At 66.0% G+C, this 13343-nt stretch carries 8 protein-coding genes and 1 pseudogene; 2 read left to right on the top strand and 7 right to left on the bottom strand.

Features of this window, described 5'->3' with window-relative positions; translation table 11 throughout:
• A complete protein-coding gene (locus GY769_00985) occupies window positions 1–1776 on the bottom strand; it encodes a cytochrome c oxidase subunit I (protein ID MCP4200490.1) in 1776 nt (591 codons plus the stop codon).
• 277 nt (window positions 1777–2053) lie between these two features.
• Here GY769_00985 and GY769_00980 point away from each other — a divergent pair, with 277 nt between their 5' ends.
• Window positions 2054–2878, top strand: coding sequence for a glycosyltransferase family 2 protein (locus tag GY769_00980; protein MCP4200489.1), 825 nt, complete (start codon window positions 2054–2056; stop codon window positions 2876–2878).
• Window positions 2879–2935: 57 nt separating this feature from the next.
• On the opposite strand, the gene GY769_00975 is transcribed toward GY769_00980, so the two are convergent.
• The 3 genes from GY769_00975 to GY769_00965 form a co-directional block, all read right to left on the bottom strand.
• Window positions 2936–4099: an aminotransferase class I/II-fold pyridoxal phosphate-dependent enzyme gene (locus GY769_00975; GenBank protein ID MCP4200488.1), complete on the bottom strand. Its 1164-nt coding sequence runs from the start codon at window positions 4097–4099 to the stop codon at window positions 2936–2938.
• Window positions 4100–4198: 99 nt separating this feature from the next.
• Window positions 4199–4753, bottom strand: a complete 555-nt coding sequence (locus GY769_00970) for a hypothetical protein (GenBank protein ID MCP4200487.1) — start codon at window positions 4751–4753, stop codon at window positions 4199–4201.
• A 215-nt stretch (window positions 4754–4968) separates the two neighbouring features.
• Window positions 4969–5421: a hypothetical protein gene (locus tag GY769_00965; protein ID MCP4200486.1), complete on the bottom strand. Its 453-nt coding sequence runs from the start codon at window positions 5419–5421 to the stop codon at window positions 4969–4971.
• An 82-nt stretch (window positions 5422–5503) separates the two neighbouring features.
• Here GY769_00965 and GY769_00960 point away from each other — a divergent pair, with 82 nt between their 5' ends.
• Complete coding sequence (locus tag GY769_00960; GenBank protein ID MCP4200485.1) at window positions 5504–7309, top strand: CRTAC1 family protein; 1806 nt, start codon at window positions 5504–5506, stop codon at window positions 7307–7309.
• A gap of 1 nt (window position 7310) precedes the next feature.
• On the opposite strand, the gene GY769_00955 is transcribed toward GY769_00960, so the two are convergent.
• The 3 genes and pseudogenes from GY769_00955 to GY769_00945 all read right to left on the bottom strand — a co-directional run bounded on the left by GY769_00955 (window position 7311) and on the right by GY769_00945 (window position 12720).
• Complete coding sequence (locus GY769_00955; protein MCP4200484.1) at window positions 7311–9383, bottom strand: tetratricopeptide repeat protein; 2073 nt, start codon at window positions 9381–9383, stop codon at window positions 7311–7313.
• Complete coding sequence (locus tag GY769_00950) at window positions 9383–11875, bottom strand: S8 family serine peptidase (protein MCP4200483.1); 2493 nt, start codon at window positions 11873–11875, stop codon at window positions 9383–9385. The genes GY769_00955 and GY769_00950 overlap by 1 nt, the downstream gene beginning before the upstream one ends.
• A gap of 752 nt (window positions 11876–12627) precedes the next feature.
• Window positions 12628–12720 (bottom strand): annotated as a pseudogene (locus GY769_00945) (lipoprotein Hlp).
• Window positions 12721–13343 lie beyond the last annotated feature (623 nt).

The raw sequence follows: 13343 nt of genomic DNA, 5'->3' as shown, positions 1-13343 counted from the left end.
CTAGCCCTCCTTCCCCGGGGCGGTCTGCGGGAGATAGCCGTTCGGAGCTCCCGGAGCGCTGTACTCATAGGGTCCGTGATGAACCACCGGCACCTCATGGAAGTTGCCGTGCCCGATCGGTGGCGACGGCGCCGCCGCCCATTCGAGCGTCGTCGCCTGCCAGGGGTTGGAGTCGACCTTCTGACCCTTCCTGATCGACCAGAACAGATTGACGATGAAGGGCAGCTGCGCGATCAGCAGGCCGAACGCGCTCATTGACATGAAGACGTTCCATTCGAGCACCGGCTGGGCATGGGCGTACTGCTGACCGCCGTCCCAGAGCCGCCGCGACACGCCGGCCAGGCCCTGGATGAACATCGGCCCGAAGATGCCGTTGATGAAGATGAACGACGGCCAGAAATGAAGCTTGCCGAGACCTTCGCTCAGCTTCCGGCCGGTGATCTTCGGGAACCAGTAGTAGATCCCGGCGAAGATCGCGAAGATCGTCCCCGGTGCCACGACGTAGTGGAAATGCCCGATCACATAGTAGGTGTCGTGCAGGTGGATATCGGTCGGCGCGAGCCCCAGGGGCAGCCCGGTCAAACCGCCGATGCCGAACATGGGCAGGAACGCGAGCGCGAACAGCATCGGGGTGTTGAAGCGGATCGAGCCCCCCCAGAGCGAGATCAGCAGAGCGCTCAGAATCACCACCGAGGGCACCGAGATGATCATCGTCGTGGTCTGGAAGAAGGAGCTGATGGTCGTGCCCATTCCAGTCAGGAACATGTGATGGGCCCAAACGATGAACGACATGAAACCGAGGAAGATCGAGGCGTAGACCATCGACTTGTAGCCCCACAGGGGCTTTCTGGTGTTGTTGGCGATCACCTCGGCCACGATGCCCATGGCCGGCAGGATCAAGACATAGACCTCCGGGTGCGCCAGAAACCAGAACAGGTGCTGCCAGAGCAGCGGGCTGCCGCCACCGACCTTGTCGACCACCTCGCCGGCGACGACCAGGCCGCTGGGCGAGAAGAAGCTGGTATTGAGAACCCGGTCCAGGAGCTGGAAGATGCCGGCAGCCTCGAGCGGCGGAAAGGCCAGCAGCAAGAGGAAGGAGGTCACCAGCTGCGCATGAACGAAGAACGGCAGCTTCATGAAGGTCAGCCCCTTGGCCCGAAGCTGGAAAATGGTCACGATGAAGTTGACCGAGCCCAGGAGCGAAGACGTGATTAGCAGCACCATTCCGATGAGCCACCAGGTCTGACCCTGGGTGGCGATGGTCGAGAGCGGCGGATACGACGTCCAGCCCGAGTTCGCCGCCCCTCCGGGCACGAAGAAACTCGAGAACATGACCAGGCCGCCCGGCAGGTAGCACCAGTAACTCGCCATGTTGAGCTTCGGAAACGCCATGTCGGGGGCGCCGATCTGGAGTGGCACCACGTAGTTGCCGAAAGCGCCGACCAGCAGCGGAACGACGCCTAGGAACACCATGATGGTGCCGTGCATCGCGCCGAGCTGGTTATAGAACTCGGGCAGCATGATCCCGCCCGGGGCATTCGCTTCGCCCAACAGGCCCGCGATCAGCGGAATGGGCCGGCCGGGCCATGCCAACTGCCAGCGCATCAGGATCATCAGAAAAAAGCCGAAAAGCAGGAAGAACATGGCGGTCAAGGCATACTGGAGCCCGATCACCTTGTGGTCCTGGGAGAAGATGTACCTCCTCCAGAACGGGTCGTGGTGATGATGGCCGGTGTGCTCCTCCGCCTCCGGCGGCGGCTTCTCCAATACACTCATCCGCAAACCCTCACTGGCTGTTTCTCAAGGGGCGGGGCCCCTCACAGACGATCCCTCTGTCCAAGAGTCCGGCGGAGTCTATGACAGCACTTGGACCGGAGCAAGGCGGAGGGAGCCCGACCGGCGATGACACAATGGGTCTCATGAATCGGGCCCGAAAGGCCTCAAATGCGATGATCCTGTTGACTCTGGCGGCCTGCGGAAGCGACCGCAACGATTGGGAAACCGGCGGTGAGGGGTTACAATCCGTGCTTCCTCGCCGATCTCGAGCCGCCCCATGAGCGAATCCGCGCGTCCACAAGAGCCCGAGCTGTCGATCATCGTTCCCGCCTACAACGAGGCGGAAAACCTGCCCATTCTGGTCTCCGAGATCCGCAAGGCGCTGTCCTGGGCCGAGTCGACCTACGAGATACTCCTGATCGACGATGCCTCGACCGACGCCTCGGCCGGGGTCATGCGTCAGCTCGCTGCCGCCAATGAGCACGTGCGCTTGATCAGGCACGAGCGCAACCTGGGCCAGTCCGCAGCTCTCATATCCGGTTTCGAGCACGCCCGCGGCGCCATCGTGGTGACCCTGGACGCCGATCTCCAGAACGACCCGGCCGATATTCCTCGGCTGCTCGAGGAGCTCGACGACTGCGATGTCGTTTGCGGTATCCGAGCCCGGCGCCAGGACAGCTGGCTGCGCAGGGTCTCCTCTCGAATCGCGAACGGTGCGCGCAACTGGATGACCGCCGAGTCGATCACCGACGTCGGCTGCTCCTTGAGAGCCTATCGAGCCGAGTATCTGCGGCTGCTGCCGGTCTTCGACGGCATGCACCGGTTTCTGCCCACGCTCCTACGGCTCAACGGTGCCCGCATCCGCGAGATCGAGGTCAACCACCGACCGAGACGCTTCGGCACGAGCAAGTACGGTGTCCACAACCGGCTGTGGCGCGGGATCGCGGACCTCTTCGGGGTGCGCTGGCTCCAGAAGCGCTGGATCGACCGCTCGGTCGCGCACGAGGTGCAGGGAAACGGAGTCTCTCCAAGCTCGCAGGCATCCGCCGAGCAAGCCGTGTCCACGCCCGGCTCTTCAACCGGTGATTCCAACGAAATCTGAACCGGCTCGAGCGGATTGTTGAAAGCGCCGACCTGATCTGATGGGCGGATCGAGCCGCTAGCCCGACAGCGCATTATCGAAGTCCTCTATCAGCTCGTCGAGATCTTCTATCCCGACCGAGACCCGCACCAGGTCTTCGGTGATCTTCAGCCGCTCCCTCTCCTCCGGCGTTTGGCCCAGGTGGGAGCTGCGAGCCGGGCGCACGACCAGTGTTTCGGGCCCTCCGAGACTGGCCGCATGCACCGGGATTCGCACGCGCTCGAGGAATCGCTCGGCGGCCTCGCTCGACCCCAGATAGAACGAGAGCATTCCCGATGTGCCGGTAAACAGCTCGCGAGCGTAGACATGCCCAGGATCGCTCTCCAACCCGGGATAGTTCACGTTCTCTACCGCCCCGTGGTTGGAGAGAAACTCGGCCACCGCGAGGCCGTTCCGGTTGTGGCGCTCCATGCGAAGCGCCAGCGTCTTCAGGCCCCGCTCGAATAAAAAGCAAGCGTGCGGGTCGGCCGAGCCCCCGGTGTGGAGCATGAGCTGACGCACCCTCTCGACCTTCTCGGCCGAACCGATCACCGCACCCGCAACGATGTCGCTATGGCCGTTCAGGTATTTGGTGGCGCTATGAACGACCAGATCGAACCCGACCTCCAGCGGACGAAAATTAACCGGCGTCGCGAAAGTGTTGTCGATCACCGAGATTAGGCCGTGCTCGCGGGCAAACGCCGCGATCCCGGCGAGATCCCCGACCTCCATCAGCGGGTTGGTGATCGACTCCACGTAGACCATCCGGGTCTCCGAACGGAGCGCGTCCCCCCAGGTGTCGGGCGCGCTCAAGTCGATCGGGCTGTGTGAGATCCCCAGCCGGGGCGCGTCGTGGTCCAGCAGGCTCTGGGTGCCGCCGTAGAGCGTCCTCTGGGTCAGAACATGCTCGCCACTGCCGACGAACGCCAGCAAAGCGTTTGAAATCGCCGCCATGCCGCTGGCGGTGACCAGCGCCTGCTCGGCGGACTCGATCACCGCCAGGCGCGCCTGGAGCGTCAGGTGGCTGGGAGAGTTGGACAGCCGGAGATAGCGCACCTCGTCATATGCGGCCTCGTCCGCCATCAGATAGTTGGCCGACTGGAAGACCGGCGACACCACTGCGCCGCCGATTCTCGGGCTCGGCGTGCCGGCGTGAACGACGTTGGTCGCCAACGTCTTGAAGCGTCTCTTGTACTCGGTCACAGCAGCTCCCTTCGGTAAGTGCTTGGAGCGCTAGCCTATATCGGGGACACCCTCCCCGGCGTCTCCTTCCGACTGGCTTTGCTCGACTGGACTCGAGTCCTAGCGAAGCAGAAAATCTCGCTCGACGTGCCAGACGCCGTCGGCGTCTCGCTCGAGCGGCCGAACCGTCGAGGTCCGGGTCAGATCGCGCTTGCGGCGCTCGGGCACGAGCTCGTCGTCGGCAAACTGGAGGTCGCGGCGCTGGCGAGCGATCTCGTCGCTCCAGAGCTCGAAATGGATGTGCTCCGGGACGCCGCCCGTCGGGTAGGAGCCGGGCCGAATCGTAGTGAGCGAATACTCCCCGTCTTGGTTGGTGTGGACGACCGCACACAGGCGAGCGTCGCTTTCGTTCTCGCCTCCAGGCGAGTAGTAGCCATCTTTGTCGGTCTGATACGCGAGGATATTGACCCCGGCCAGCGGCGTGCCGCTCGAGTCGAGAACACGCCCGGTGACCTTCATCGGGTCACCGGGCTCGCCGTCTGGCGCCATGCGCCCGTCAGAGCCTGCCGCTACAGCACCGCGGCAGTCCCCCCTCCGCTGCGCCTCGGTGGGTGCCACTCCGAGGGTGATGAGTAGGAGAGCGGCAGCGAAGGTGGCGGTGGAGCGTGGCGTCATCGGCATAGTCTGTCCTACGTGGAAAGCGTCCAGAAGTTCACTGGCAAAGCCCAGCGCTCGCCCCCAAATCACGCTTCGGTCGCTCTCCAACGACCGCACCAAGTGTGTCGGTGCTCTGCTCGTTGGCCTTGTCGCGCACGCGAAACGGTATCCAGCAGCGCCGATCGAATGGGGCGTGGCGGCAACAGGTGAGCGATCCGCGACCAGACGGAGAGCTACGGCCCAGTGATCTCGATCCGCGCCACGTAGTCACCACGCTCTGGGGTGACCCCCTCCTTGGGGTGCGGATCGACTTCCAGCAAGCGCAGCTCGTAGCCGAGAGCCTCCGCGGTCTCGGGCTCGCGCCCGACCCGGCGCAGCAACTCGACCTCGAGCGGCTTATCGTCGCCGCGCGCCGCCTCGACCGTCACGACCATCTGGCCAGCCCATATGCACTTGACGCCGATCGGGCAGCGCGAGTCTTCGAGCTCGAGCCAGCGTAGCTCGAGCTCCTGAAACTCTACGGTCTCGTCGTATCGCAACGTAATCTCGGCTGCGGTACCCTCGCCCGGCGAGTCCGAGCTCTGCTCGACCGCGGCCGGGATGGGCTCAGGGCTCACCGGCGTCGCGCCGCCGCAGCCGGCGGCGAGCGCGATCACCATGGCCAAAACAAGGCTCGATACCACCATCAGGACTCTAGGTTAGCACCTGCCTCGCTCGCCCCGGTCACTGCTGCTACAGTCAGCGGCTGATTTTGCAGTCGAGATCTCGGTGCGAACCGGAAACCCTCATCTTCTCCACCGGATCTGCCAGGGAGCGTCAATCGCTCTTCTGGTCTTCGCTGGCTGCGCCCAGGAGGTCGAAAGGCGCCCGGCGGACAGGGCCCAGGCCTCCGCTGCTTCCGGCTCGACGTCGACGCCGATCTTTGTGGACGGCGCCCGCGAGGCCGGTCTGGACTTCGTGCATTTCAACGGCATGTCCGGCGAGCACTACATCAGCGAGATGATGGGCGGCGGCGCGGCGCTCTTCGACTACGACAACGACGGCGACCTCGACCTCTATCTCACCCAGGGCCGCATGCTCGGACAGGGCAAGACGGTGGCGGACGCCAGCTTCCCGCCGCAGCACCCGGAGCCCTTCACCGACCGGCTCTACCGCAACGACCTTCGGGCCAGCTCCACGGAGCTCCGTTTCACCGATGTGACCGAGTCGAGCGGCACGCTCTCGGACGGCTATGGAATGGGAGTTACGGCCGCGGACTTCGACAACGATGGCTGGATCGATCTTTACGTAACCAACTTCCGCTCTAATCGGCTGCTCCGAAATCAGGGGGATGGCACCTTCGAGGACGTCACCGAAGCGGCCGGCGCCGATGACCGGCGCTGGTCGGTCGCCGCGACGTTCCTGGACTTCGACCGCGACGGCTGGTTGGACCTCTTTGTCGGCAACTACGTCCAGTTCTCGCTCGCCGCTCATACCCCCTGCCCCACGCCGAGCGGTGCCGCCAACTACTGCGGACCCGGCGCCTACCAGCCGGCGCGGGACAGCCTCTTCCGGAATCGCGGAGACGGAACCTTCGAGAACGTCTCCAACAGCGCGGGCATCCGCACCGAGCACGGCGCTGCGACCCTGGGCGCGGTGGCGACCGACTTCGACGCCGACGGCTGGATCGACCTCTTCGTGGCCAACGACTCCATGGCCAATTATCTTTGGCTCAACCAGGGCGACGGTCGCTTCCAGAACCAGGCTCTGCTCGCGGGAGTAGCGGTCAACCAGAAGGGCCAGCCCGAAGCCAGCATGGGGGTGGACGCCGGCGACTTCGACGCCGATGGCGACGCCGACCTGATCCTGACCCACCTGAGTCAGGAGACCAATACCGTCTACGTCAACGACGGCACCGGGCTGTTCGAAGACCTATCCACCGCATCCGGGCTGGGCCTGCCGAGCCTCGTCTACACTTCCTTCGGCGCCGGCTGGTTCGACTACGACAACGACGGCTGGCTTGACGTGCTGACGGTCAACGGTGCGGTCGTGGGTCTGGAGGCTCTGATGCGAGCCGGCGATCCCTTCCCGCTCCACCAGACCAATCAGCTCTTCCGCAACTTCGGTGGTGAGCGGGGCGCCGGGCGCTTCGAGGAAGTCACAGCGCGTGCCGGCATTGTCCTCGAGCTGTCGGAGGTCAGCCGCGGCGCGGCGTTCGGTGACGTCGACAACGACGGCGATACGGACGTTGTGGTCGTCAACAACAACGGACCGGTGCGGCTGCTGCTGAATCAGATCGGACAGGACCGGAGCTGGGTCGGGCTCAGACTCGAAGGCCGAGGTCGTGACATGCTCGGAGCCGAGGTCCTGATCTCGCCCCAGGGGAGGCCGGCGAGCTGGCGGCGGGTCCACACAGACGGCAGCTATGCCTCGGCCAGCGATCCGCGCGTCCTCGTCGGCCTGGGCGACGCCGTCGCTGTCGGCCGGATCGAAGCGCGATGGCCCGACGGCGCGGCCGAAGAGTGGCTCGACATCGAGGCCGGGAGCTACACCACCCTACGTCAAGGCGAAGGGTCTCCCCTCGACACCGGCTAGGTCAGCGCGCCGGAAACACGTCTTTGGGACCTGCGCAGCAGCTCTGTCCGCTCTCGTAGCGAGCCAGGTTGCGTTCCAAGCGTTTCGCATCGGCGGCGTGGCCCAGCTTTCTGGCCTCTGCAAGCACCGCGCGCTGCTTGTCCACGGCGTCTTCGAAGCGGCCCACCTCGGCGAGGGCCATGGCTTGCGTCTCCACGTAGGATGGCACGGTCGCGGTATTCAGAGCCCGGGAGATCAGAACGAGCGATCGCTGCCCGTCGCGTAGTGACGAGTCCGGCGCGGCGGCCAGCAAGCGCGCCAGCGCATGGACCGCGACAATCTCGTCCGGAATCCGCTCGACGGCTTCATCGAGCGCCGTCTTAGCTTCACCGAAGCGGCCCAGGTGCATGAGGGCCGTGGCTGCACCGAGCCGGGCGCTCCCGTCATCGGGCCTGAGCTCGCTGAATCGAGCGAAGTGCGGGAGCGCCTCCTCCAGGTTCCCGGTTCCAGCCAGAAGGTTCGCCACGTTGAAGTGAGCCGGCGCGAGCCGCTCGTTGTGGTCGAGCGCGAGACGGAAGTGCTCCAAGGCTCGGTCCCGGTCGCCCTGGCGCAGGTGGAACGTCGCCAGATTGAAGTGGGTCCGCCCCAGGGTGGCGTCGTCCGCCGTCAGATCGAGCACCTTCCGGTGGTGGGCGATGGCCCCAGGGAGATCGCCGCTCTGCGCCAGTGCGATGCCCAGGTTGAGCTGTGTCTGGGCGTTTTCGGGATCCTGCCGCACCACCTCCCGCAGCTCCAGAATTGCCTGGGGCACCTTCCCCGCCTGCGCCAGCACGGTCCCTAGACGCGAGCGGGTTTCGAGGTCATCCGGGTCGATCTCGAGAAAACGCCGATAGTGTTCTTCGGCCTCGCCGAACCGGCCTAGCCTGGCGAGGGAGCTGGCGAGGTTGAACCGGGCCTTCTGGAGCTCGGGCTCGAGCTCGACCGCGAGCTGGAGATGCTGGAGGGCGCTCTCGTTGCTGCCCTGCTCGGCGAGCGCGGCGCCCAGATCGGCATGGGCCTGGGCGTTGTTCGGCGCCAGGCGCGCCGCGGCCTCCAGCTGCTCCACGGCGCCGTCCAGATCCCGGAGCAGGGTCAAGACCGTAGCCAGACTCCGGCGGGCCATCGCATCTTCAGGATCGGCCTGGATGGCCAGGCGGTACGCGTTCACGGCGACGGTGAGCCGACCGTCGCGCAGCGCCGTGTTGCCCTGGATCAGGTACGGCGCGGCGCCCGTGGCGAGGCTGTTCACCTCAGCCATCAGGGGGTCCGAGATCGCTACCTTCACCGGACCGCTCTGCGACAAATGACTCTCAGCCTCCCCGAGTTGGCCGAGCTGACGGTAGGCCTGGCCCAGGTGATAACGGATCACCGAGGCGCGAGGCTGAAGGGTCAGCGCCTTGTCGAAGTGCTCGATCGCCTCCTGGTAGCTGCGGCGCTCGGCCGCGACCCGGCCCAGCCCGTACTCGGCCGCGGCCAGCGACGGATCCAGGGACCGGGCGGTCTCGTAGAGCGCGTGCGCGCGATCGATATTGCCGCGATCGAGCTCCAGGTTGGCCAGCCGGATCAAGGCCGGCAGGTCCCGTGGCCGGAGCTCGACGGCTTTTTCGAAAGCCGCGGCCGCCTCCTCGAGGTTGCCACGGCGGGCCGCCAGAACGCCGAGGAAGTACGCCCAATCGAAGAGCTCGGGGGCGAGGGCATGGGCCTTCCGGTAGCAGGCCTCCGCGGCTTCGACCAACCGGTGCGCCTGGTAGAGCTGGCCCAGGCGCCCGATCGCCTGCGCCCGCTCGGCCTCGAGCACGTCGCCTCGGAGCAGCAGAGCGTCGAGCTCCGCACGCTGCGCCTCCAGGGTGCGGGCCACGACCGGCTCCATGTCACCCAGGGGCGGATGCGGGATCGTGGTTCCGGACTGCGCAGGAGCGTCCGGATTCCCTGGCTCCGCTGGCTCCGCTGGCTCCGGCGGCGCGGCGCAACTGCCGAGGATCAAAACCAAGGCCACCGCGACCGGGAGAAGCGAGAGCCCCCGCCGGATCGAAGATTCGCCGGCCAGATCGAACATCAGCCGATGATCGCGGTGAAGTCCCCGCCGGCGGCGACGCTGAAGCCGTCGCGGAAAACGATCTTCCGCCCGGCGCGGAAGGTGACGTCGTCCCCGCTGCCGATAGCGTACGGACCGGCGGTGATGTCGAGACAGGCCACGACGACCTCCGGATTGTCCATGGGGCTTCCGGTCAGGTCGATGACGGCCTGATTGCAGCCCGCGGTCGAGAGCCCGACGGTCTGCGACGGTGCCACCGCACTATCCGAGGTCACGGTCAGGTCGGCGTTGAAAATGCCCACGGCCTGCGGTTGGGCCAGGACCGACACCGTACAGCTGCTGCCCCATCCGATCATCGGAGTCGAACTGCCACACGGGCTGGTGCCGCTGCTGACATCGAGCGCGAAATTCGTGCTGTCCGACAGAGTCATGGCCGAGACCTGAACCTGCTCGGAAGCCGGATTGAGCCCCAGATTGACGTTGTCGAGCGTCACCTCCTGTGGAGTCGAGGTAGTCCCGGCAACCAGGGTGTTGAACTCCAGAGCCGCCGGGCCGACCTCGAGCAACGGCACCGTCGGCATGGCCAGAACCGCGGCTTGGGCGTCGATCAGACCGGCCCCGGACAGGGCATCCGTGCCGGGACTCTCGATGTCGACGGCGCTGGTGGTAAGCGCATCGCGCGTCTGCTGCGGCGTCAGGACCGGATTCAGCTCTAGGAGCAGGGCCGCCACCGCCGCCCCGTGCGCCGCCGCCGCCGAGGTGCCCGCGAAGTTGGGAAAGGCATCCGCGTCAAAGCCGATATCGACTCCGAAGAAGGTGTTGTTGACCCCCTCGGGAGCCGCCATCTCGGGCTTGAAGCGATCGACCGGCGCGCCTGCCAGCGGCGCGCCGCTGCCGTCGAAGTAGAACGGCAGATTACCGCCTAGCGAGCCCGAGGGCGTGACGTCGATCTGGCCGCCCCCCGGGGGCTCGACTGCACCGCCGGAGTCGATCTCGCCGTAGAAGGCCGCCGCGACCGCATTGGCCGCCGCCGCCGCCGGATGGCCGTAGATCTGGGCCTTGTCGAAGATCCCGGACTCGAACGTATAGCCGCTCTGCACGCTGCAGTCCAGGGCGAAGGTGGCGATGCGGAAGCGGGTGTCGCTCTGGTCGCCACAGTAGTGGTCGACCGCTACATAACCAGTGACCGGCGAACCGGTGTCGTTGGTCCAGTCCAAGAACTCGAAGGGATCCCCGAAGGCGCCGGGGGCGTCGCAGCCCTGGCCGTCGGTGCCGCTGGCGAGAGCGCTGTCCTCGTCGCACGCGCCCGGGGTCGCCGAGGAGCAGAAGTAGAGATCCAGATCGCTGGCCGAGCCCGACCCCAGCATCCCCGCGAACGGCTGGTTCCACTGCAGGACGAGTTCGATCCCGCAGCCGTTGGGGACGGTGATCGCGCCGAAGCGATCGCCACCGCCGAAGTCGTGGAGATCGTCGCCGCTGATCGGGAAGTCCTCATCGTCGGGGACGGCTACATCCAGAAAGGTCTCGTCGGCGCCGAAGGCGCCGTCATTGCCGGCCGCGGAGAAATAGGCGACCCCGCCATCGACGGCTTGCTGGAGCGACTGCGCGACAATGCCGTCCTGAAACATCGGCTCGGCGAAATAGAGCACGTCGTCGACGATCACGTCGGCGCCGCAGTTGACCAGCTCGGTGATGCCGTCGGCGAAGTCCGCTTCATCGCGAAACGCGGTATGGAACAGAATCTCGGCCCCGGGCGCAAGGTCGTGGACGATCTCGGCCAACGCCGCGCCCTCATCCGTCTGCCCGTCGGCGCAACCGGGGCCCGAGTCGCAGTTGTCCAGGAGCCGCACCTGGAGCGGCAGGTCGCCGGTGTCCTGCGGGTTGGAACCGGTGAGCACGGCGTCGCAGCCACTGCCGCTGACCGTGCCGTTGTCAAGCACGGTCGAGGTGAAGGCGAAGCTGTCGGAGAGAATACCGACCCTGGCGCCCTTGCCGGTCAGGCCCCACGCGGCCCGCGCATCGTCGACGTTGACCGAAGCGTCGCCCTGACTGGTTACCGAGCCGCTGCGGGTGATTGCGCCCAACCGCGGATACACCGCCCGCACCTCCGGCAGCGTCGCGACCCGGTCGAGCCATTGCGGATCGCAAAGCCCCGTCACCCGCGCCCAACTCTCGTAGGCTTTCGTCACCCGCACTCCACTGGCCTCGAGCCGGTCGATGACCTCGGGAGTCAGCTCGCTCAAGCGGATCTCGATCTGCGCCAGCTCCTCTTCGAACCGCAGGACCGGAAGTCGCCCGCGGATTCGATCGACGGACCATCCCTGTCGGGCCAGGCTGCGGGCTCGGAGCAGATGACTCGAGATCTTGACGAGATGTGGATTGCCCTGCCAATAGGAGCTCTTCGGGGTCGCGGCGACCTGGGATCGCGCCGGATCCACGGCACAAACCGTCAACGCGACCAAGGCCGCCGCCAATCCGGCGCCGTGCGACAGGGCCGACCGAAGGCTCTTCATCGGACTGGAGAGTCTACCTCTAGAACCTGCTGACACTTGACCGGCGGCCGAGACAAACGCAACGCGATGGGCCCCTGGCAGGACCCATCGCGCCGTCGAAACTGGTGCTCGAGCTAGCCGGCGCTAGCCGCGTGGACCGTCCTTTCGAAATCGCCGTTTGGCAGGCCGAGCTCGACCTTGACCTCGAACTCTTCGGGCACCTGCTCGGCAAGCTCGCAGGTGAAAGCGACCCCGTCACTCGCGGAGCTGCCGTCATCGAGGGTCTCGACCTCGGCACTGCAGGCGGCACCGGCCGCCATCCACTCCAGCTCACCGCGCTGCCGGTACGAAACCGACAGCTCGATGTCGCCGGCGGTGACATTCGCGCCAACGACCGAGAAGCCACCCACCAGAATCGACCGGTCGGCGGTGAGCTGGAAAGTCAGGCCGCGGACTCGCGCCGTGGCTCTATCCTCGGAGCTCTCGCGATCGCTGGAGGAGCCCACATAGGGGACACCGACCGAGCGCACCGAGGAAGGCCTGCTGTCGAGCATCTGCGGACCGAGCTCGGCCGGGGCCTCCAGTTCGGCAATCGCCGTCTCGGCAACCTCCTCGACCCGCAGGTCCGGAGCAGGCTCCTCAGCAATCGGCGGCTTGACCTCAGTCGGCTCAGCGGGCGGCAAGGATGCGGTCTCCTCGAAACCCGCATCGGCCGCGATCGGCTCGGTAGCCGGTGGTGACGCAGCTTCCTCGACCGCCGGTTCGACGACCACCGGCTCCTCAGCGGGCGCCGGCGGGATTTCCGCGGGCGCCGGATCGACCGCGGCGATCGGTTCCGGCGTCGGTGCTGGCGCTGGATTCGGAGGCGGAGTGGTTACCGGGCTCGGGGCCGGCGCCGGGCCGATGTCGTCGCTACGGCCTCTCTTCTTGCCGCGGCACTTAGCCGATAAAGCGGCGATCGCCCTCTGGGCGTGGTGCCAAGCCCACTTGTACTCACTGATGGCCCAGACGTAGTTTCCAGCCTCGGCATGGGCCCGAGCTCTTGCGAGCCAGTACTCCGCCTTGGCAAGCTCCCATTGAGCCTTCCCGCAGCGGCAGTCGCCGTGGCCATAGGCGTCGTCCGACTCACAACCGGCCGAGTCGACAGCGGCCGTGGCCTCGTCGACGCCGATTTGCGCCAGCTGATCGTCAGCCAGGACCAGCTTGTCGATCACCCGGGACACGATTGCAGCATCTTCGGGCGAGAGGCTCGAACCATGGAGGAGATATTTGAGCTTCCATGCAGCGCTCCGCTCAAAGTTGAAGACCCGCCTACCCTTTTTGGGATTAAGGTGACTGTCGTCGACCCAATACTGAGATCTCAGACTCCTCTCGATATCTCTGACCGCCAACCAAATCAGCCAGTTGCCATCTTCGATGTCCTCGAGGAGAACGACTGCCTCCTCTTTGAGCGTCTGCGGCGGCGTCAACTCGCAACTCAGCGCGACGT

The sequence above is a fragment of the bacterium genome (assembly GCA_024224155.1).
GTDB lineage: Bacteria > Acidobacteriota > Thermoanaerobaculia > Multivoradales > JAHEKO01 > CALZIK01.
The sequence above is the reverse complement of the archived record's forward strand: the minus strand, read 5'-3'. Positions and strand labels throughout refer to the sequence as shown.

Excerpts from the sequence above, each read along its gene's own strand:
- GY769_00970 (MCP4200487.1), bottom strand. The coding sequence starts at position 4,753 with ATGACGCCACGCTCCACCGCCACCTTCGCTGCCGCTCTCCTACTCATC.
- GY769_00955 (MCP4200484.1), bottom strand. The coding sequence starts at position 9,383 with ATGTTCGATCTGGCCGGCGAATCTTCGATCCGGCGGGGGCTCTCGCTT.
- GY769_00980 (MCP4200489.1), top strand. The coding sequence starts at position 2,054 with ATGAGCGAATCCGCGCGTCCACAAGAGCCCGAGCTGTCGATCATCGTT.
- GY769_00950 (MCP4200483.1), bottom strand. The coding sequence starts at position 11,875 with ATGAAGAGCCTTCGGTCGGCCCTGTCGCACGGCGCCGGATTGGCGGCG.
- GY769_00985 (MCP4200490.1), bottom strand. The coding sequence starts at position 1,776 with ATGAGTGTATTGGAGAAGCCGCCGCCGGAGGCGGAGGAGCACACCGGC.
- GY769_00965 (MCP4200486.1), bottom strand. The coding sequence starts at position 5,421 with ATGGTGGTATCGAGCCTTGTTTTGGCCATGGTGATCGCGCTCGCCGCC.